General features: G+C 54.8%; 19 protein-coding genes. 6 read left to right on the top strand and 13 right to left on the bottom strand.

Features of this window, described 5'->3' with window-relative positions; all coding sequences use genetic code 11:
- Nucleotides 1–41 precede the first annotated feature (41 nt).
- Nucleotides 42–638 (bottom strand): class I SAM-dependent methyltransferase, encoded by a 597-nt coding sequence (locus tag E8D52_00285; protein ID TKB70574.1) that lies wholly within the window; start codon nt 636–638, stop codon nt 42–44.
- A 374-nt stretch (nt 639–1,012) separates the two neighbouring features.
- Here E8D52_00285 and E8D52_00280 point away from each other — a divergent pair, with 374 nt between their 5' ends.
- Nucleotides 1,013–1,408 (top strand): hypothetical protein, encoded by a 396-nt coding sequence (locus tag E8D52_00280; protein ID TKB70573.1) that lies wholly within the window; start codon nt 1,013–1,015, stop codon nt 1,406–1,408.
- Between the two features lie 13 nt (nt 1,409–1,421).
- Here the strand turns inward: E8D52_00280 and E8D52_00275 are convergent, their stop codons facing one another.
- From E8D52_00275 to E8D52_00265, 3 genes are all read right to left on the bottom strand, one after another.
- On the bottom strand, nt 1,422–2,006 hold the full coding sequence (locus tag E8D52_00275) for a hypothetical protein (GenBank protein TKB70572.1): 585 nt from the start codon (nt 2,004–2,006) through the stop codon (nt 1,422–1,424).
- Between the two features lie 87 nt (nt 2,007–2,093).
- Nucleotides 2,094–2,549, bottom strand: coding sequence for a bacterioferritin (locus tag E8D52_00270; protein ID TKB70571.1), 456 nt, complete (start codon nt 2,547–2,549; stop codon nt 2,094–2,096).
- A 521-nt stretch (nt 2,550–3,070) separates the two neighbouring features.
- Complete coding sequence (locus E8D52_00265; GenBank protein ID TKB70570.1) at nt 3,071–3,346, bottom strand: hypothetical protein; 276 nt, start codon at nt 3,344–3,346, stop codon at nt 3,071–3,073.
- 490 nt (nt 3,347–3,836) lie between these two features.
- Here E8D52_00265 and E8D52_00260 point away from each other — a divergent pair, with 490 nt between their 5' ends.
- Entirely contained in the window at nt 3,837–4,157 is a 321-nt protein-coding gene (locus E8D52_00260; protein TKB70569.1) for a hypothetical protein, read from the top strand.
- Nucleotides 4,154–4,360: a hypothetical protein gene (locus E8D52_00255; GenBank protein ID TKB70568.1), complete on the top strand. Its 207-nt coding sequence runs from the start codon at nt 4,154–4,156 to the stop codon at nt 4,358–4,360. Before E8D52_00260 ends, E8D52_00255 begins: the two co-directional genes overlap by 4 nt.
- A gap of 108 nt (nt 4,361–4,468) precedes the next feature.
- On the opposite strand, the gene E8D52_00250 is transcribed toward E8D52_00255, so the two are convergent.
- Nucleotides 4,469–4,954, bottom strand: a complete 486-nt coding sequence (locus tag E8D52_00250; protein ID TKB70567.1) for an Appr-1-p processing protein — start codon at nt 4,952–4,954, stop codon at nt 4,469–4,471.
- 101 nt (nt 4,955–5,055) lie between these two features.
- Here E8D52_00250 and E8D52_00245 point away from each other — a divergent pair, with 101 nt between their 5' ends.
- Entirely contained in the window at nt 5,056–5,547 is a 492-nt protein-coding gene (locus E8D52_00245) for a GNAT family N-acetyltransferase (protein TKB70566.1), read from the top strand.
- 85 nt (nt 5,548–5,632) lie between these two features.
- Here E8D52_00245 and E8D52_00240 read toward each other — a convergent pair whose 3' ends face one another.
- The 3 genes from E8D52_00240 to E8D52_00230 form a co-directional block, all read right to left on the bottom strand.
- The gene (locus E8D52_00240; protein TKB70565.1) at nt 5,633–6,895 is read right to left on the bottom strand and encodes a tetratricopeptide repeat protein; all 1,263 of its coding nucleotides are present in this window, start codon (nt 6,893–6,895) and stop codon (nt 5,633–5,635) included.
- 290 nt (nt 6,896–7,185) lie between these two features.
- Complete coding sequence (locus E8D52_00235; GenBank protein TKB70564.1) at nt 7,186–10,317, bottom strand: efflux RND transporter permease subunit; 3,132 nt, start codon at nt 10,315–10,317, stop codon at nt 7,186–7,188.
- Entirely contained in the window at nt 10,314–11,594 is a 1,281-nt protein-coding gene (locus E8D52_00230; GenBank protein TKB70563.1) for an efflux RND transporter periplasmic adaptor subunit, read from the bottom strand. The genes E8D52_00235 and E8D52_00230 overlap by 4 nt, the downstream gene beginning before the upstream one ends.
- 171 nt (nt 11,595–11,765) lie before the next feature.
- Here E8D52_00230 and E8D52_00225 point away from each other — a divergent pair, with 171 nt between their 5' ends.
- Nucleotides 11,766–12,716: a glutathione S-transferase family protein gene (locus E8D52_00225; GenBank protein TKB70562.1), complete on the top strand. Its 951-nt coding sequence runs from the start codon at nt 11,766–11,768 to the stop codon at nt 12,714–12,716.
- A gap of 569 nt (nt 12,717–13,285) precedes the next feature.
- Here the strand turns inward: E8D52_00225 and E8D52_00220 are convergent.
- Genes E8D52_00220 through E8D52_00210 form a run of 3 tightly spaced genes read right to left on the bottom strand, consistent with a single transcriptional unit; the run spans nt 13,286 to nt 14,097 of the window.
- Complete coding sequence (locus E8D52_00220; protein ID TKB70561.1) at nt 13,286–13,480, bottom strand: universal stress protein; 195 nt, start codon at nt 13,478–13,480, stop codon at nt 13,286–13,288.
- Nucleotides 13,390–13,854, bottom strand: a complete 465-nt coding sequence (locus E8D52_00215; GenBank protein ID TKB70560.1) for a hypothetical protein — start codon at nt 13,852–13,854, stop codon at nt 13,390–13,392. Before E8D52_00215 ends, E8D52_00220 begins: the two co-directional genes overlap by 91 nt.
- Nucleotides 13,855–13,881: 27 nt before the next feature.
- Nucleotides 13,882–14,097 (bottom strand): hypothetical protein, encoded by a 216-nt coding sequence (locus E8D52_00210; GenBank protein TKB70559.1) that lies wholly within the window; start codon nt 14,095–14,097, stop codon nt 13,882–13,884.
- Nucleotides 14,098–14,409: 312 nt separating this feature from the next.
- Here E8D52_00210 and E8D52_00205 point away from each other — a divergent pair, with 312 nt between their 5' ends.
- Complete coding sequence (locus E8D52_00205; protein ID TKB70558.1) at nt 14,410–15,339, top strand: VacJ family lipoprotein; 930 nt, start codon at nt 14,410–14,412, stop codon at nt 15,337–15,339.
- 716 nt (nt 15,340–16,055) lie between these two features.
- Here E8D52_00205 and E8D52_00200 read toward each other — a convergent pair.
- Together E8D52_00200 and E8D52_00195 are read right to left on the bottom strand one after the other, a co-directional pair.
- Nucleotides 16,056–16,709: a response regulator transcription factor gene (locus E8D52_00200; protein TKB70557.1), complete on the bottom strand. Its 654-nt coding sequence runs from the start codon at nt 16,707–16,709 to the stop codon at nt 16,056–16,058.
- The gene (locus E8D52_00195; protein ID TKB70556.1) at nt 16,706–19,084 is read right to left on the bottom strand and encodes a PAS domain S-box protein; all 2,379 of its coding nucleotides are present in this window, start codon (nt 19,082–19,084) and stop codon (nt 16,706–16,708) included. Before E8D52_00195 ends, E8D52_00200 begins: the two co-directional genes overlap by 4 nt.
- Between the last annotated feature and the right edge of the window lie 210 nt (nt 19,085–19,294).

The raw sequence follows: 19,294 nt of genomic DNA, 5'->3' as shown, positions 1-19,294 counted from the left end.
TGTTTGGCGAACCGGCTCACACAGGCATAATGGGCCTTGTCTCACCACCACGCAGCTTCACCGATCTTTTCGGCTTCGTAGTAATTATTTTCCCCTTCATCGACATGCGTGCGGATCACGCGAAGTCCATTGCGTTCGAGAGCACGAGTGTACGCGGTTCGACCGAGCGACCAACAGTCGAGACCGGTGGTGACATCCTGCCAGATCCCTGTTTCGACAGGCGCCGTGAAGAGAAAACGACCTCGTGGTATGAGGATCTCCGCTACCCGATGCAGAAAGGCCAGCTGCTCGTCCTCGCGTAGAAAAGACACGAGGCCGATCGAGATGACTGCCTCGAATGTCCGCCCGAAGTAGTCACTGTCAAGGGCCGACGCGCATTGCGTTGGAATCGTGGGGAAACGCAATCGAAATTGTCTCAGCAAAGTGGGAGATGTATCGATCGCCCATACTGCAAGCCCGGAGTCCACAAGAACCTGTGTAATGGGATACCCTCCGCCGCAGGCGATTTCGACGACGGAAGCACCAAACGGGAGAGATCTCACCCAACTCTGAACAACCTCAGCCCCTACACGGGACCGATCTCGATCCTCAAGATAGGTCAGTGCATGCGTTTCATAGAACCGTGCCGCATCGATCATCTGTTTCGTCCCTCAATGCTAGTTCATGATATTCTGAGCCGCTCCTGCTTCAAGAGGGTAATATCGTCAGAGTTCACTCCGATGAGGGCGTGTACTCGCCGAGCACCGCGATCAATCGTGACATAGCCGTTTCTCAGACAAGGCTATTGGTCACCCACACAGAGCCACTATCTTCGATGTGCAGGCAAAAATCTAGTCGCCTGGTAGCGCACACAAGAAAATGGGCATGACACCCACGCCGAGCGTCTGCTGTGTAGCGAAGTGAAACAATTTGGACTCTCATGGCCCGTTTCATCGTTGACGAGCTCAACACAGTTAGTAGCGTGACACATTGATGTGCTCAATGATTGTTCACCCCAACACCTCAAGGGTCCATGCGGATCCTGCAAGCAGCAGTCCTTTATTTTCTCCTCGTGTTCGGCGCGGGGTTCGTGCTGGGAACCGGGCGGGTCCTCTTCCTCGTTCCGCTGCTGGGGGAAAGAGCGGCTGAATTGTTGGAGATGCCGCTGATGTTCGCCGTTATGGTCGCCGCAGCGAGATGGGTCGTCCGTCACAAGCTCGATGCTCAGCAGTCTTCGGCACTGCCTGTTGGCTTCATTGCCATGGGTTTCGTCTGGCTCGCCGACCTGGTAGTGGGGATATGGCTCAGAAGAATGTCGCCAGCCGAGGTGTTTCTGAACCGGGATCCTGTGTCAGGCGCTGCCTACTACGCGGCTCTCCTGCTCTTTGCCGCCAGACCGGCGATCATGGCTCGCCGTCGACAAACCTAAGTCTCACGGATAATCAAAATAGCGGATGGTGCGGGGCCGACGAGAAAGGGGCGGCAGCTGGCACCTCGCCGGCATTGCCAAGAAACCGCCAGGCATCACCCTCTTTCACCAGATAGTGGACTTCACGAAACCAACTGTCGAGTGTGAGCCGCTTTCCTGTGTGTTCGTCAGTGCCATACAAGCCACCCGTGCAGGTGACCTCTACACGGAGTTCGTCATTCACCCGCAGGACTTTGATATCGGAGAACAGATGGAGTGATTCTACGGCCTTGTAATGCTCAAATACCTCGCCCCACACCCGTCGCACGTCGTTATCTTTCAATCCATGATAGTCATAGGCGGGCGCATAAAACCGCATGAGAGCATCGATATCTTCTTTTTGTAACGCCGCTTCAGCCCGCTCGAACGCCGCAAGCAGCCCTTTCACGACAGGATGGTCAAGCATGCCCTTGTGTTCGGTAACCTTCTTTCCCCCCACCAGTAACACCGTCTCTGGCAAGACTTGCACCTTGGCCGACACCACCCCCGCCCCCAGCACCACGCTCAACATCAGACCAAGACCAATCCGAACATTCGTCTTACCATATCGCGGCATCATCACCCCCATCAGCACAACGCCTCACCCGTCATATGATGAGGCAAACCATGTCTCGGCACGAGTATCGTGCCCGATTGCATGGACGGGTTAGGGGCGAAATGGCTGAACATCACCTGACTTACGCAGCATCTTGTTCACCTCATCAAGGTGCAGTTCTTCACCCACGATCATTTCTCGTGCAAATTCTTCCAACAGGACGGACTTTCCTTCGGAGATCTTTAGCAAATCGTAATAGGCTGCGATAGCACCCCTTTCGTGCTCCAAGCTCTCCCGCAGAATATCCCCCACGTCGTGCTTCTCGGTTTCCAAGAGCGTTCCAATCTTCAGCGATGGGTGACCACCAAGCAAGGTAACCAGTTCCCCGGCTTTATGCGCATGGGCAAGGCTCTCGTCAGCATTACTCTTCAGCCACGACACAATAGGAATGCGATTATAGCCGTAGATCATGAGTGAGTAATGCGTATAGCGTACGACTCCCGCTAGTTCATGCTCCATAATCCGGTTGAGAATTTCGACCGCTCGTTGTGTGTCTTGATCATTCATCAGATGCCTCCAATTACGCAGCACCGTCTCGCCTGAGGAAGCGAGAAGTGTACTCCGCTTGTGATGTTAACCGAAGCCAGGCTTCATACCACGGCCATTCCCTCTCAGCCATTGTAAGTCAGTACGTGTACTGCAATCCCCCCTGCGGATTTATCTCATCCTATCCCTCGCGACCTGGAAGACATTGCCTGTGACTGAGCAGCTGTCAACGACTACGCAGAATAAACGAACGTCTTTCGCGATTCGATTGCTCCATACGCCCAGCTCCGCTGAAAGGATGCGAGCGCAATGGACATACTTGATGATGCATTACTTGTGCCTATATATCGAGTGCGTCCATGCCTTGATCAAGACAATTGGCGCCGCCAGACGCGTCACGATGCCGTGGAGATCTACACCGCAGGTGAAAATCGCCACACTGCCCATGGCTGGGGCAAACCGACGGAAATCAAGGGATCGGCAGAACGAATGGAAGAATGGTTGCAAGGACCGGTAGCGAGTAGCTCATTCATGGCCTCAAATCAGCCCATCACGAAATATGTAATTCCTGCGGCAAGCACCAGAAATCCGATAAGCCACCGGATAAATCTCTGTTTCGCCGTGGCAAGGACTTGGTCCATCTTTTTCTTGAGGGCCGGCTCGGACACGATGTAGGTCTCGACCACTTCCTTCGCCTCTTTCAGGCCGATATTCCGTTCCTGGCGAACCACCTTGATTGCTTCGATCACATTGCCCTGCCACAGCGCCTCAATCGCTGCTTTGGGAAAATTAGTTGAACGCCGTAGTTTGTTTGCCATGCTAGGAAAATGCCTGAGCAGAAGATCCTCTGGACTGTTTATAACCGTTACGCGAAGCGCAGGCAACAATGTTGCTTGCGAAGACCACCCTTAAGCTCACGTTGTCATATTCTTGTGTCCTTTTGAAGTTCAAAGGAGGTAAAGGCTAGAGTGATCGTGGAATCTTCAACGAGGGAGAAGCAGGAGTTGCGATGCCATACGCTTAACCTACTCTCTTCAGCACCAGATATTTATTCTAGAGCTTTACCTAGTCTCATTAGGAAACAGTAGAGTCCCCATCCTACACCTCCTCCACTGACCTCGACTACTCTGGTATCCATAGGCCTTGTCATCGCCGACCTCATCCCATCGTGTAACTCATTATAATTACGTACCAAACTGCTGAGTAAGCAGAACCATCAGGACAGGGTTCTTTGCCACTCTTTACCGTGGCATTCAACTTGCTGCCAAGAGAAATAAGACGTGAGATTGGATATCTAATGAGTAAATCATGAAACACGCAACACACCCCATCACTGTTCGTATCGAGTGGTGTCGACGGCAATCTGCACAGGCTCGCACAGAAACGGAAGTGGACGAGTGGAGCGCGGAAGCAGATGGACTGCGGGATGCCCTGATGAATAGTGACCATACCGACAACTATCGACAGTGCCCTCCCGAGATTCTCAGGCGGTACGTGCTGGGCTTCCAAGATGGGACAGCCTTGCTGCAAGCCGCACGAATGCAGCGCATGATTCAAGCTGCCACCACCGAGACTCCGCAACAGGGTCCTCGGATAGGAAAGGACATTCTACTGGGAGATGATCAATGAATTGCTTACGATGCAACGGCCTCGCCGTCAGTGACGATAGCTTCGCGGTGCAGACTGGCTCGCCAGCGGATTTTCACGGTTGGCGCTGCGTCAATTGCGGAATGATCGTCGACGATGTGATCCGCGATAATCGGCGCGTCACGTCACAGCCGAGGAGAGCCGCACATCCCGAGCGCCGCCGGTACGGTGGCCAAGCTGCGTGACGGGCATCACGTCGCCAGCCGACTCCGATGCGGCATTGTTCACAACGTCAACAGGTGACCTTAATAGACCTTGAGAAACCAGCAGCATATTGATCGCGCGGCAAGCCATCATCCCTCCGTGGCCTGAACGCCTGGCTGATATGTTGCGTACACGTAGACCGGAATGGACAAGTGGCCGAGATGTTTTTCAATCAACGGCTTCACCTCTTTCCAGTCGAGCCCTCCGACACCTGTTGCCAAGCGGGGAAGCGCAACGCTCCGGATTTTCTCGCTCTCGATCAACTTCGCAAAGGCTTTGAGACAGTGATTGACGTTCTCGATCGTGGCCTTCCCAGGCTTGGCTCCATGGCTGGGAGCTGATTCTTGAGTAAACAGGCTGACGATGCGCACTCCCCCGGCACCCGCCCAGGCCCATAGTTCACCGGTCTTCGGCGTAAACGTTTGGCAATAATGTCTGAAATCTTTGTACATGGCGGGCCATTGGCCTCGAAGACTCAGTGCCAAGCCATTCGCATAGCTGTCGTTCGGAGCCACACCGTGTGCCACCATTTCTGCCTTTGTCCGTAAGATATCTCCTGTTACTTCTTTCAGCATAAATGCTCCCTTGAATTGTTGAGTTGCAATGACATGCCCCCTCTCGCTGTCCTCTTCCAACCTGAATTCAATCGCTCTTGCGAATCTTCTCTCCTTCCGCTATGAAGTGCGGGCGTCCTTCTCTAGCCAGGATCTGCGTGATGGTTCACATTCGACCAGCCACCGAAGCGGATTTTCCTGCTCTCCTCCAGGTGCAACAAGCCGCGTTCGGTGAGTATGCCGGACTCTACAAAATCAGCGGCTGGACGACAGAAACCCTCGAGAGCCTTCAAGAGGATGCCAGAGAGAAACATATTTTCATGGCAGAAGTGGGGGGAGCGATCGCCGGTTCCGTGCGCTTCTGGACAGTAGCCGGCGTATGCGTGATCCGGTTGCTTTCCGTGAGTCCCACTCATCAGCGTCAAGGAGTAGGAAAGGCCCTCATCCACGAAATTGAACGAGCCACGACCGATGCCCACAAGTTCTATGCCTGCACCATGCTGCGCACAGCCAGAAACATTCAGTTCTTCATGGACCTTGGTTACAAAGCTGAAACGATTCTTCCCAATCATTATGACCATCTCGACTTGATCTGCTTCGCCAAATATCCTTGAGCCCTGTCTTTTGAACCAAGGAAGCACTCCGACATCCCGGACATACCCAAAGCCCCCTCATCAATCGGTGCCGCTGGCAAAAGAGCTATGGCGTCTTCGCACAACGGAACCCGTATCCAAAGAGCCGATTCGTCGGCTGCGCATCGAACCGGTGCGCGGACCGCAGAAACTCAGACACGTACAGCCAGGATCCGCCCCGCAACACTTTTCCATCGCCTTTTGCCGGCCCGATGGGGTTCTTTTCAGGACTTTTCTTGTAGTAATCCAGTTCATACCAATCGAACACCCATTCCCAAGCATTCCCGGCCATATCATAGATCCCGTAGGGGCTCTTCCCCGCTTCATACGAGCCGACCGGGGCTAAGGCGAGGTGGTCGTCCCACTCCTTTCTCCCGTAATTGGCATGGAGCCGACTTGGAGCTTCATTACCCCAGGGATAGATCCGTCCATCTGTTCCCCGCGCCGCTTTCTCCCACTCCGCCTCGGTCGGCAGGCGCTTGCCGGCCCATTTACAGTAATTGACCGCATCCTCCCAACTCACGTTGACGACCGGGCGTCTCTGATGTTGTGCTTGATTCATAGTGCTCCAGTCCGGAGGTTCATCCATTTCCGTCGCCTGCAGATACCTGGCGTACTGGCCGACCGTCACTTCAAATTTGTCCATATAGAAGGCATTGAGATAGATCTGCCGAACGGGTTTCTCATCGTCTCCGAGATTACTTCCCCGCATAAACTTCCCCGCCGGCACTAGAACCATCTGCGTATCGAGCGTCTCCGTCTCCCCCGCACCTCCTACCGATCCGGCAGAGGCCAGATATTTCGAGGGGGCAGATCGTGATCGTGGTAGCTTCGCCTGTAGTTGCTGATAGAGTGTCTGTTGCTCATTGTTGAGACCAAGCTCCTCGGCGCTGTGCAGAGCCTCCTCCGCCTGCTTCGTTTTTCCACTGGCCATCAGGCCCTTCCCCTCGTTCAGAAGCCGCCATGCCGTCGTTTCCTCCCGTAAGCGCCACACCTTCGCTTTAGTCTTGGGCAAATAGGATTTTGTCCCTGATTTGGCATCCAGATCCAATGCGCTCTCGTAATGTTGCTCCGCACAGGCCCAGGATTCTAGGGCTCGGCAAGCCTCGGCCAGATTGAAATGGGCCTGGATATTGGACGGATTCTTCAGGATGCTGGCCTCCAGCGCTGCCCTCGCTTCCGCATACTGTTTGCTCTTCAACAGGTTTTCCCCTTTGGAAAATTCCTGCTCTCCGCCGGCTGCATACGCAACAGCCCCAGGAGCGATGAAGAGGCACAACAAGGTCATCCTCACCAACACATATCCCATAAGAAGCCCCCCTCTCCCCATTCTGACTGATCGCCCTGTGGATTCGGCCTCGCCTGCCCACAAAGGTCACAAACCTGGCAAACTTAACGAGAACACTTACAAGATTGATGCCTACTCGTGGCTGCACCGTTGTTTCTCCTCCAAGAGGCCAGCTCGTTGGTCCTCAGCTACGCACACGGAACGAGCTCTGATCTTCAACCATCCTACTGTGGACGGCAGGGAGCAATCCCTCATCGCGCGCATTGAGGGAGCACATTCCGATGTGGGGCCTCAGCGAGCGCAGGGATTGCCCCCTGCCATCCACCCCTCCTTCACACCCATTCCGGCGCCTCCTCTTTCCTCACCTCCTGCCGAGCGAACAGACTATAGAGCGCGGGCAGTACAACCAGCGTCAGCGCCGTCGACGTGAAGAGTCCGCCGATCACGACGGTTGCCAGCGGCCGCTGGACCTCCGCCCCAATTCCTTGCGCCAGCGCCAGCGGCAGAAGTCCAAGCAGCGTGGTCATCATGGTCATCACGACGGGGCGAAGACGGAGACTGCAGCCGGCCAGAATCGCTTCATCGATCTGCTGCCCCTCGTGGCGCAGTTGGTTGATATAGGAGACCAGCACGATCCCGTTTCCCACGGCCAGCCCAAACAGCTCGATAAAACCGATAGAGGCCGGTACGCTCAGATACTGTCCGCTCAGCCAGAGCGACACGACGCCTCCGATCAACGCGAACGGCAGGTTGATCATGATCAAGGTTGCGTATCGCATCGAATGGAAGGCCCAGAACAAAAGAAAGAACACGAGGCCCAGTGTGATCGGCACGACAATCATCAATCGCGCGTTGGCCCGTTCCATATTTTCGAACGCCCCGCCCCATACGACGGTATAGCCTTCCGGTAAGTGGAGTTGCGCCGCCAGCTTCGCGCGCCCTTCATCCACCACACCGCCGATATCCCGGCCTACGACATTGAAGCCGATGTAGATGCGGCGCTTCACATGCTCTCGACTGATACGAGCCGGGCCTTCACGCATTTCGATCTTGGCCAGGTCACTCATGGGAATGAGCGCTCCGGAAGAAGACTTCACGCGGATTTCTCCGATGGCGGCAACGCTGTTCCGGTATGGTTCTGGAAATCTCAGGGTGAGCTGAAACCGGCGCTCGCCTTCATAGACCTGCGTCGCCGCCTTCCCACCGATCGCGGTGGCGATGATCTCTTGAACGTCCGACACGTTGATGCCGAAGCGGGCAATCTTTTGCCGATCAATGTCGATAATGAGGTAGGGCTGTCCAGCGACCTGTTCGACCTTGATATCTTTGACGCCGTTGATGTGTTGTATCAGGGCCGCAATCTCCTGCGCTTTGTCGCGGAGCAGGTCGAGATCGTCTCCGAACAGCTTGATGGCGCATTCGGTCCTGATGCCGGAGATCAACTCATCCACTCGTTCTTGGATTGGCTGACTCATGAGAATAGAGATACCGGGAATTTCAGCTAACTTCCGGCGGATCGCATCGGTCAATTCTGATTGAGTCTTCGCCGTCTTCCAGGTACTTCGGTCGTGGAGGGAGACAATCGGATCGCTCTCGTAGAGATCTTCTGGGTGGTAGGGAATCTCCGCTCGGCCGATCCTGCTCACCGCCATCTTCACTTCGGGAAACTCCAACATGGCCTTCTGAGTCTGCTTCTCTAGCTCGATAGACTCAGGAAGCGACACGCTCGGCAACTTCACCACTTGAGGTGTCAGGGCCCCTTCCTCAAGGAGTGGAATAAATTCCCGCCCCACGAATGGAACGAGGGAAAGGCTGCACAGCACGATCGCTGTTGAACTCGTCAGGATGAGGCCGCGGTGCCGGATCGTCCATTGCAACACCGGCAGATAGGCCTGTTTCATCCAGACCGTCACGCGCGTCTCTTCAAGACGGTCTCTGCGCAAGAGTAGCGACACAAGGACTGGTGACAGGGTCAGCGTCACCACAACTGAGGCCAAGAGTGCAATCACCAGCGTGTAGGCCAGCGGCGCGAACATCTTGCCTTCCATTCCTTGCAACGTCATGAGCGGCAAGAAGACAACACTGATGATCAGAATGCCGAACAGGATCGGTCGACCGACTTCCTTCGTCGCATGGAGAATGATGCTGAGCCTGCTTTCCTGCGACGCGCTGCTGTGTTGAGCGAGATGCCGATAGGCGTTTTCCACGACGACCAGGGACCCATCGGCAATCTCACCGATGGCGATCGCCAGCCCACCAAGCGTCATCAAGTTGGCCGAGAGCCCGAACCGCTCCATCACGATAAAGGTCACGAGCGGAGTGACAATCAACGTCACCGTGACAATGATGGCGCTGCGGACATGGCCCAGGAAGAAAAAGAAGACAAAGACCACCAGCACGACCCCTTCGATCAGCGCGTCCCGCACTGTATGAATGGCCGCAGTGACGAGTTCGATGCGATCATAGAAAGGGATCAGCGTTGTGTTTGTCGGAAGAATATTGCTCTGCTGCAGATCCTCCAGCTTCGTCTTGACCGCCTCAACCACCTGACGAGCATTACCTCCCCGAAGCATAAGCACTGTTCCGATCACGACTTCCCGCTCCCCATTGAGAACCACCGCGCCATGGCGAACGGCATGGCCAATGCCGACTTCAGCGACGTCCCGGACGAACACCGGCGTGCCACCAACCGCTTTCACAATGATGGATTCGATATCACCCACGGTCCTGATCAATCCAAGCCCTCGAACGATCGAGCGTTCGGCATGACGCTCCAGCACGTTGCCCCCGACATTGGCGTTGTTCTTCACCACCGCCTCGTAGATCTGCTGGAGCGTCAAGTCGAACTTGCGCAGTTTGGCCGGATCGACAAGGACCTGATACTGCTTCACAAACCCACCCATACTGTTCACATCGATCACTCCCGGCACACTCTTGAGCTGGGGCCGCAGGACCCACTCCTGCATGGTGCGCTGATCCGTCAACTCCCTCTCGACGACCTGTGGATCGGTCGCTGTCGCATGGGGCCCTTCGACATAGTAGTGATAGACCTCGCCCAGCCCCGTTGTGACAGGAGCCATGACTGGTTCGAGCCCCTCTGGTAACCGATCCTTCGCCGCCATGATTCGCTCGAGGACCAACTGGCGGGCAAAGTACATATCCACGTCGTCGTTGAACACGACCGTGATTTGGGATAGCGCAAATTTGGAAAGTGACCGGATCTCCGCTAATCCAGGTAACCCGGTCATCTGAAGTTCGAGCGGATAGGTGATGAACCGTTCAACTTCGACTGGCGAGAGCCCCGCAGCCTCGGTCAGTATCTGTACTTGGATGTTGGTCACATCGGGGTAGGCATCGATCGGGATCGACTGAAAGGCAATCACACCGACAACCGACAGCAGACAGGCCAGGCCGATGACTAGAATCCGTTGCCGCAAGGAAAATTCCAGCAGAGAGGCGATCATGGCGTGGGCTCGATCTTGTGTCGTTCCATTTCAGATTTAAGGGCGAAGGAGCCCTTCGTCACGACCTGCTCGCCGGCCTTCACCCCCTCCAGCACCCTGATCACGTCTCCCTCTTCATTCCCCAACTTGATTGGCCGTGGCTCGAAAACGCCTGGCTCCCGTTGAACGAATACCATCGTACCGCCAGGCCCATCCTGGACAGCCGCTAGCGGAACGCTCAGCACGTCCGGACTTGGAGTTGCCAACACGCTGATGATGGCGAACATTTCCGGCTTCAACAGTCGATCGGGGTTCGGCACGGTGACCCGGAGGCTCATGGTTCGGGTTGCGGGATCAAGCACGTCTCCGACATAGGTGATGGTCCCGCTGAAGATCGCATGGGGATAGGCCGCCACGACCACGGTGACTTTCTGGTCCTTGCGGATGAATCGCACGTCCTTCTCCGGCACGTTGCCGATCACCCACACATCCGTAAGATTGGCCACGGTGAACAGCTTTTGTTCCGTCTCGACCACTTCTCCCCGTGTGATATTGCGTGTGATCACTCGCCCATCGAACGGCGCGCGTAGGGGCATGTCGGCCTTAATCGTCAATTCCCGCTCCAGCCTGCCGATTTCCTCTAGTGGCACACCAAGCAGTTCGAGACGGTTTTTGGCCTCCCGCAGTTCAGCTCGTGCCGTCTTCATGGCAGCTTCGCGTCGTTGCAGTTCAGCGAGACTGATGGCTTTGTTTTCGTACAGTTCCTTGGCGCGAAGGTGTGCCAGCTCCGCTTCATGCAACCTGGCCCCGGCCTTGAGGTAGTCTCCCTCCGCCACGCCAAGGTCAACGCTATGGAGCATCGCCAAAAGAGCGCCCTTTTTCACGTCCTGCCCGACATCGACATGAACCTTCACGACCCGGCCTCGAATTAGGGTCGTGACCTCGGCCAATTCGTTTTGGTTGGCCTGGACCGTTGCGGAAAATTCACGATGTGAAAGAAGCTGCCCCTGCGCCACCGGCACAAGTTCCAGCTGCGTTCGGGATAACTCTTCGGGCGTCAGACGCAACAAGCCCGTTCGCGCGGAAGGCAGGTCCGGTTTGACCGCGGAGGTCTCTCCCGGTTTGTTTTCGCAGGCAACACCCAGCGCCATGATTATGCAAGCTGCCAAACCACGTATGACCTGTGCGCGCAATCCGGTTGTGTGCTGATTCAGGCAGGTATGAGCCACAAATCCCATCCCCTTGGTCCACTCTTTGATCTCAGATTCACTCGTCCTCCGACTGTGAGCTTCTCGCACGGGGCATGCCTCCCGAATACGTGATATTTCTCATGCAATGCCGTACATTCGACGCCTTTTGCCACTGTGAATGCTTGATGCTGTAGCGAAATGCGACAGCCGTGCAAAGAGACTCCTCTGCAACAGAGGTTGTGGATATGAGATACTGATTTCAAGGGAGAGTGCCGCCGTATGGAAGTTCGAGCCCAATTTCCAGATGAGCAATCGCCAGCCGGTGAGTTTACGCGCCAGCCGGATGTGTTCCGGAGGTGGGTGACCGCCGACGGTAGTTCGGGCTATCCCGCCGCTGCCGGACGCTACCACCTCTACGTCTCGTGGGCCTGCCCCTGGGCCCACCGCACAATCATTGTGCGTAAGCTCAAGAAGCTTGAGAGTGTGATCGGGATGACCGTCGTGGATCCTATTCGTGACGAGCGAGGATGGGCATTTCGCGAAGGCGCAGGACATTCCCCCGACCCCATCAATGGATTCCAGTTTCTTCGAGAAGCCTATAAAGCCACGGATTCGAACTATATCGGACGTATCACAGTGCCCGTGCTGTGGGACTCCGTCACCAAACGGATCGTCACCAACTCCGATGACGATCTGATGAGAATCTTCAACGGTGAGTTCAATCGATTTACTGAAAGCCCGATTGATTTGTACCCGGATGGCCTGCGGCAAGAGATCGATGAGCTCAACACGTTCATCTACGAGAATGTGAACGACGGCGTCTATCGAGCAGGGTTCGCCACATCCCAACAGGGCTATGAACGAGCGGCACGGCGATTATTTACCGCGCTGGATCAACTCGATGCGCGCCTGGCAACTCACCGGTACTTATTCGGACCGGAGTTTGTGGAAACCGACTGGCGGCTTTTTGTCACATTGGTTCGGTTCGACGCCGTGTACCACGGACATTTCAAATGCAATCTCCGACGAATCGTCGACTACCCGAACCTGTTCGGGTATCTGAAAGATCTCTACCAAACCGACGGCATTGCCGAAACCGTGAATGTCGACCACATCAAACGCCACTACTACGTCACGCACGACGACATCAACCCGACCCGTATCGTCCCGATCGGCCCCGACCAAGACTTGTCGATACCCCATGGACGTGACCGTCTGATCTCGTTTTAGCCGCTTCAGCCACCACACTTGAGGCGCTGAATCTTCCCCCCACTTTTCGTTGTCCAATGGAATAGACAGCCTTGATGACATTCTCCCCAGCTCCCTGAATACGTTTAGCATACAAGGTGTTGTAGACACTTCTTTTTCATGAGGTTAGAGACCGCCGCCTTCGATGAATCCAAGCACAAGAGTTGCTCTCTTACAAAGACAAGAGTTTGTAGTCTTCTTAATTGAAAGGAGCCGTATGGATACGATGACGCTGTTCGGATTGGTGATGGGTGGACTCCTCATCGGTGCGTGGGTCGTGTACAAAAAGAGTGCGTAGGGCACCGGCCCAGAATTGGGCATCCTCCTGGGGAAGGCCTCATCTTGTTGAGAAGTACTCTTGCGCGGTAGATGATCCGGTCTGGCGGAGAGAGACATTTCTCAGGGCAAGGACTCTTTCGTTTCGTCAAGCCTCTTCCTATTCATGCCATCGCTTGCCTCTCTCAGAGGCGAGCGATGGTTCTGGTTCTGTGCGTGCGGTAGGTTGATGGGTTCGCGACTTATCTGACAACGAGAACGGAACAGGCACTCTGTTAGGCGAGTTGCATCGAGACGCTGCCCTGGAGAAAGCGCATCACTGCACTTCGCCCTTTGGCCCCTGTCACGATCAGATCCGGCTGTTCGCGATTCACCACTTTCATGATCTCCTCAGCAGCTGGCCCCACACAGGGAAACTGCCTGATGCGGTACCCGACTTTTTCAAGTTTGACTGCCTCCTGCGCGAGCAATTGCTCCCCGCCTCCTTCACCATCGTGTAGCGCAGAAACGGCATAACATGGACCAGCAAAATCACGAGCGGCTTGGCATCAGGCATGGCCGTGAACTGTTTGGTCATGAACTGGAGCGCTTTCTTGGATGACGGAGAGCCGTCTGTCGCAACGAGCATCCGCCGAATGGTTTGGGGAGGCTCTTTCACAATCAAGACCGGACGGGACGCATGGAGCGTGACTGTTATCGAGACACTCCTCAGCACCAAACGATCGATGGCATCTAACCCACGGCTCCCAACCACGATCAATCCCTTATGGCCCGCCTGTTCGATGAGGGCTTGTGCAATCTGGTCCTGCACGACGTACACCAAGCCCTTAAGCCCAAGCTTCACAAAACGCTGCTTCGTCTCTGCTTCGACCTACTTGGCTCGAGACTCCAAGAGATGAATGGCTTCCCCATCGTCCGGTTCATATCCGCTGACGGACGGTTGGACGATGAACGACGCTCGTACAGATTGAAGATCCATCACATGAATTACTGTGACTCGTGGTGCCACGCGAAGCGACATCTTACCCAGCCAACCCAACACCCACTCTGAATACTTCGATCCATCCACTCCTACGACGGCTTTCATCGGCATCCTCCGTATTCGAAGCCTGAGCTCACCAGACCCCCCGCATGCCGCAAGCTACCCTTCAAAAACACCCTCAGCAGAATCCTGAACCGCAGTGGATACAGGCCCATCTGGCTATGTTGACCTCTCGATGAGTACGAGGGGAGCAACGTTGTTGCCACGATGGCGGAGGAGCGACGGCCGTACGCAAGTCCTCGTTTCACCAGAGCAATTCCAAAATAATTGATTGGCGGGTGACTCAACTTCTTTGGTAGAGTGCGGCACCGTATACTCGATACTCGTCTTATTGATCTCACGAAGGTGATCTGAAGAATGAATACAACAGCTGCGTATGGGCCGACCTGTTTCAGACGATGTGAATATGGAATTTTTCTTGTCGTCTTGTTGATCGTGCTCTCCGGTTGCGCCGCACACAAGGGCTCGACCAACTTACTCCCCTCCACCATCGAGCAGAGCGCTCGGCCAGTTCTTCTGGCTGATGCCAATCCCAAAGATCTCCCGTCAGAAGCACCGATCCACGACGCGTCTTCTGAAGAGCCACTCGATCCGTTTTCTAAACCAGGCGATGAGGCGGGCGACGAGTACGATCCGTGGGAACCGCTGAACAGTAAGGTATTTGAATTCAACCGGCAGCTTGATCGCTGGGTGTTGAAGCCAGTCGCGAAGGGGTACAACTTCATCGTGCCGAATGTTGTCCAGGTGGGCGTCAGCAATATTTTCTACAATAGCCGTGCGACCCCACGATTCCTGAATAATATGTTTCAGGGAAAATTCACAGGAGCTGGAATTGAAGTCGGGCGATTTCTCATTAATACGACGGTCGGGATCGGCGGATTTTTCGATGTGGCCCAACATTACTTCAAGCTGACGACACCGGAGGAAGATACTGGACAAACGCTCGGATTTTATGGCGTTCCACCAGGTCCCTATCTCATGATACCGATTCTGGGACCATATACGGTTCGAGATCTTGCCGGCTATGCCGGAGACATCGCCCTCAATCCGATTTACTGGCTCATCCTGCCGACCATGCATAACATCGATTCGATTCCGACAGTGGTCTCCATCGATGAGCGGGCGGCCACGTATGCCATATCGATTGGCGCACGCGCGACTGAAGTCGTCAACGAACGCTCCTTGAATCTGGAAAAGTTTCAGGGGGTGGAAGAATCGACGCTCGACCTCTATGCTGCGGTCCGAAACGCCTATCTCCAAAAACGAGCCAAGGCCATCCGAGAATAGCTGACATCTCCCTATCATCCACTTGATGAGGCAGGGAGCCCTTAGAAAGTTTAGACTGCTGTAAGCTGGCAGTACGTTAGGCAGAGCTCATCAGGAACCCATACTCCACGGGAGATTATTACGGTAAGCTCGGGCGACCAGCAGCAAGAGTACGCTACGCCAAGGTTCTAGGCAGCACTGTGGACGTGATCTTGCTTGGGTGAGAATTGAGATGTCTCAGTGACTGATGGATAGACCCGGACTGTGTACGTCCTGTCTGGGTCTAAGGTCACGGAGACCTTTCCAGTTTTGCTCAAATAGTCAATGGCTAGATACACTTGGTTCCAGGTCAGGTCTGGACAAAGCCCAACCACCTCTTCCATTGAGCAAGTAGTACCAAACTGCTCTAGGGCACCATAAACACGGTCGATGATCGCTGAAACTTGCATACACCTTCCTACACAAAGATCAAAAATTACAACGACTTCTCAACTGTTAGCGAAGAATCCTACAGGCTCAAATGAATCGGTATTGCATGCACCAACGTACAAAAACGGAAAAATTATTTTGTTAGCTAATAGTAAGGATGTATGACGGACTTTGTGAACTAGGAAGCCCACTAGAAAGATGCAGGGAGATTACTAGTACTGAATGGTAACACTAGTACATGAGTTCATGATGTTGTAGCAGTAGAACACGATGATACCTCGGGTAGTAGGCGTGCCCAGTGGATGCGACTACGACACCACACTCACAAGGCCTTCGGCAATTGCGTATTTGACGAGCTCGGCCGTCGAGTGCAGATCGAGCTCACTCATAATGCGGAACTTGTGAAACTCCACGGTTTTTACGGAAATGTTCAGAATCGAGGCGATGGCCTTGGTACCTTTTCCCTCGGCCACAAGCTGTAACACCTCCCGTTGCCGTTGTGTAAGGGAGGTCACCAACGGCTTATTGAACTGACCATCCGGAGATTGGAGTGTCGCTGCCAAGACATCTTTCGTGATGAGCGGAGTCATGTAGTGTTGTCCTCGCATCACCGCCTGGATAGCTTGCTTGAGCTCCACGGCGGCGGACCGCTTTATCAGATAGCCGGAGGCTCCGGCCTTAAAGGCTTCGGTCGCATAGGTAGGGGTGGCGTGCATGGTCAGGAAGATGAGCTTGCTCTCCGGCACGAGCTTACTTATTTGGCGCGCTGCATCGAGTCCGTTGAGCAACGGCATTGAGATGTCTAGCAACACGATGTCGGGACGAAGCTGCTGCGCCGCTTCCACTAAGGCTCGTCCGTCCTCCACCATACCAACCACCTCGCCCTCGGCTTCCACCAGTTTCCGAAGTCCAGCCAGGACAATGGCGTGATCATCAGCCATCAGAATGCGGGGCCGATTCATGAGACCTCCACCTTGCACGGTACCCACGCACAGACCTTTGTGCCGTGAGATGAGCGAGATTGGAGTCGGAAGAACCCGTGCAGTTGTCGCAGCCGTTCCTCCATACTGCTCAATCCCAGCCCTTGTTGATGAATACGCAGGTCCTGTGAATCAAATCCCTTCCCATTATCAATGACGGACAGACCGACCCCCTTTGATGACCCTCGGAGCTGGACCGTCACGGTCGTTGCCTGCGCATGTTTCACCACATTTTGAACGCTTTCCTGCATAACACGGAAAAGACAGGTCGCCTGATCAAGCGGCACCGCATCCGGAACATCAAGCATCTTCAGATGAATGGGCAAGCCCGTGCGCCGAGAAACCTGATGAACATGCTCTTCAACCGCCGGGCGCAATCCGGCATGCTCCAGGAGCGAAGGGTGAAGCCGATACGCGAGTGTGTGCACATCGTCAGAAAGCTGCTCCAACTGTTCACGAAGTGGAGCTAGCGCTCGAGTCAGTTCACCGGGTACCGTAGACGGGTGGTGTTCCAAGGATGCGACTTCCAAGACCAAGGCGGCCAATCGCTGGCTGACATCGTCATGCAGATCACGGGCGATTCGCTTTCGCTCATGCTCCTGCGCAGCCAGCAGCTTGGACGTCAGTTCTTCCAATTGCACTTGCTGCTGATGCAATTCCAGCTGGTTGCGATGAAGCGCCTCTTCCGCCTGTTTGCGTTCGGTGATATCGACGGCGACACCTCCCAGCAACACCGGCGCTCCTTTATGATCGACGATGGGAAACTTGCTCACAAGCGCGTGCCGGAACTCCCCATCCTGAACGAACGGCTCGACTGTGTGCAGAGGGACCCTGGTCTCCCACACTTTCCGATCGTTCAACTCATATTGTACGGCGATCTCCTCAGGCCACAACTCACGCGCAGTCTTTTCTTTCCAATCTAATCTTTTGAGGAGAGATTCTTCAAAGAGTCGATTGACGTAGAGATACCGCCCCTGAGCATCTTTGATCCAGGCAAAGTCGTGCAAATTATCCATAAAGGATGCGAATCGGCGCTCGCTTATTTTCAGCGCTTCCTCGGCCTGTTTGCGCTTGGTAATATCGATCATCGCCCCCAAGGTTTGAGCAGGGCGGCGCTCAGACCCCTCGTTGTCGAATAGCGTCCATGATCGAAAACTCACCCACCTGACACTCCCATCGCGGTGCAACACACGGTGTTCCACCGAGAAGAGATCATCACCGGCAGGATCTTGGGCCTGCTTGATAGCCAGGACAACTGTTTCACGGTCTTCCGGATGGAGTAACTGAACATACCCCTCGAAAGACGCGGGATCATCGGGTCTCACTCCGTAGATTTCTCTCATCGCAGGGGACCAGTACATTTGCCCCGTGCGATGGTCATGATCAAAAATTCCGAAGTTGGCCAACTGAATGACCTGGTCGGACCGTCCCTCCCTTTCATGCAAGGCGTTCTGTGCCTCCACACGAGCCGTCACATCCTCCGTGGCAATCACAATTCCGCCTACTTCATCGCCGCTATACCAAGGGCGAACATCCCACGTCATCCACTGCATCGAGCCATCATCTCGAACGAACTGGTCTTCATCTGCGCTCAGAATTTCTCCGGCCAGTCCGCGACGATGGATCTCTTTCCATCGTAATGAAATCTCTGGAAGCTCGTCGTAGTGCGATCGGCCGAGGATCCCCCCTGCAAGCTGATAGTCTTCCATCCACCGGCGACTGGCCACCAAATAACGCATGTTGCGGTCAAACATCGCAATAGCAGCCGGCACATGTTCGATGAACAAACGGAAGCGCGCCTCACTATCCCGCATCGCTGCATGGGTTCGCTCGAGGTCGACCGTTCTTTCCTGGACGCGTTGTTCCAACTCTTCATGGGTCCGACGCAGCACCTCCTCAACCCGCTTGCGATCGGTAATGTCATTGCCGATCGTCAGGAGGCAGGGCTTCTCTCTGAGAGTAATCACGTCCGTCGAGATGAGAAATTGTCGCAGCTCCCCATCTTTCATCCGCGTCGACACTTCAAGGTTTCGGACCGACCCTTCAGATTTCAATCGATCGATGAGCCTGGCCCGATCATGAGGATCAGGCCAAATGCCCAAAATCAATGTCGTCTTTCCGATAACTTCATCCCGGCGAAAGCCGAATGTGGCTAGGCAGGCGTCATTGATCTCGAGACAGAGCCCTGTCTCGAGATCTGTAATACCGATCAGGTGAGGGCTGAGGCGGAAGGCTTCGGCGAAGAAATTGTCTTGTGCCGATTCGACCGCCTTCCCTTGCCGATCTTCGGCGTGAGGTGCCTGTGAAAGCAGTCGTGCCCTCACCCAACGCTCTTTTTTGGCGACTTTGGGTGTCATGGTGAGAGAAGTTGATTCTAGTCCACCTAGAGAGACCCCGCAAGGTCAAATTCGGCACACAGTTATTTTTACGTACACAACGGGTGGCTCAAACTCGGAAGGGAAACAATAGCCAACGCATCCAAGATGGTGCACGACATCAAGTCCGCTTGGGTCATGTCACAATCGGGAAGATCAAGGTCACCTTGTATTATGTGAACCTGAACGTGA

It is taken from the genome of Nitrospira sp., from assembly GCA_005116745.1.
In the GTDB taxonomy this organism is placed as follows: Bacteria; Nitrospirota; Nitrospiria; order Nitrospirales; family Nitrospiraceae; genus Nitrospira_D.
Note: the sequence above shows the minus strand (reverse complement) of the source record. Positions and strands in the feature narration are given on the sequence as shown.

Excerpts from the sequence above, each read along its gene's own strand:
- E8D52_00200 (TKB70557.1), bottom strand. The coding sequence starts at position 16,709 with ATGAATCGGCCCCGCATTCTGATGGCTGATGATCACGCCATTGTCCTG.
- E8D52_00195 (TKB70556.1), bottom strand. The coding sequence starts at position 19,084 with ATGACACCCAAAGTCGCCAAAAAAGAGCGTTGGGTGAGGGCACGACTG.
- E8D52_00270 (TKB70571.1), bottom strand. The coding sequence starts at position 2,549 with ATGAATGATCAAGACACACAACGAGCGGTCGAAATTCTCAACCGGATT.
- E8D52_00260 (TKB70569.1), top strand. The coding sequence starts at position 3,837 with ATGAAACACGCAACACACCCCATCACTGTTCGTATCGAGTGGTGTCGA.
- E8D52_00255 (TKB70568.1), top strand. The coding sequence starts at position 4,154 with ATGAATTGCTTACGATGCAACGGCCTCGCCGTCAGTGACGATAGCTTC.
- E8D52_00250 (TKB70567.1), bottom strand. The coding sequence starts at position 4,954 with ATGCTGAAAGAAGTAACAGGAGATATCTTACGGACAAAGGCAGAAATG.
- E8D52_00245 (TKB70566.1), top strand. The coding sequence starts at position 5,056 with ATGAAGTGCGGGCGTCCTTCTCTAGCCAGGATCTGCGTGATGGTTCAC.
- E8D52_00205 (TKB70558.1), top strand. The coding sequence starts at position 14,410 with ATGAATACAACAGCTGCGTATGGGCCGACCTGTTTCAGACGATGTGAA.
- E8D52_00210 (TKB70559.1), bottom strand. The coding sequence starts at position 14,097 with ATGAAAGCCGTCGTAGGAGTGGATGGATCGAAGTATTCAGAGTGGGTG.
- E8D52_00225 (TKB70562.1), top strand. The coding sequence starts at position 11,766 with ATGGAAGTTCGAGCCCAATTTCCAGATGAGCAATCGCCAGCCGGTGAG.
- E8D52_00240 (TKB70565.1), bottom strand. The coding sequence starts at position 6,895 with ATGGGGAGAGGGGGGCTTCTTATGGGATATGTGTTGGTGAGGATGACC.
- E8D52_00275 (TKB70572.1), bottom strand. The coding sequence starts at position 2,006 with ATGATGCCGCGATATGGTAAGACGAATGTTCGGATTGGTCTTGGTCTG.
- E8D52_00235 (TKB70564.1), bottom strand. The coding sequence starts at position 10,317 with ATGATCGCCTCTCTGCTGGAATTTTCCTTGCGGCAACGGATTCTAGTC.
- E8D52_00280 (TKB70573.1), top strand. The coding sequence starts at position 1,013 with ATGCGGATCCTGCAAGCAGCAGTCCTTTATTTTCTCCTCGTGTTCGGC.
- E8D52_00265 (TKB70570.1), bottom strand. The coding sequence starts at position 3,346 with ATGGCAAACAAACTACGGCGTTCAACTAATTTTCCCAAAGCAGCGATT.
- E8D52_00285 (TKB70574.1), bottom strand. The coding sequence starts at position 638 with ATGATCGATGCGGCACGGTTCTATGAAACGCATGCACTGACCTATCTT.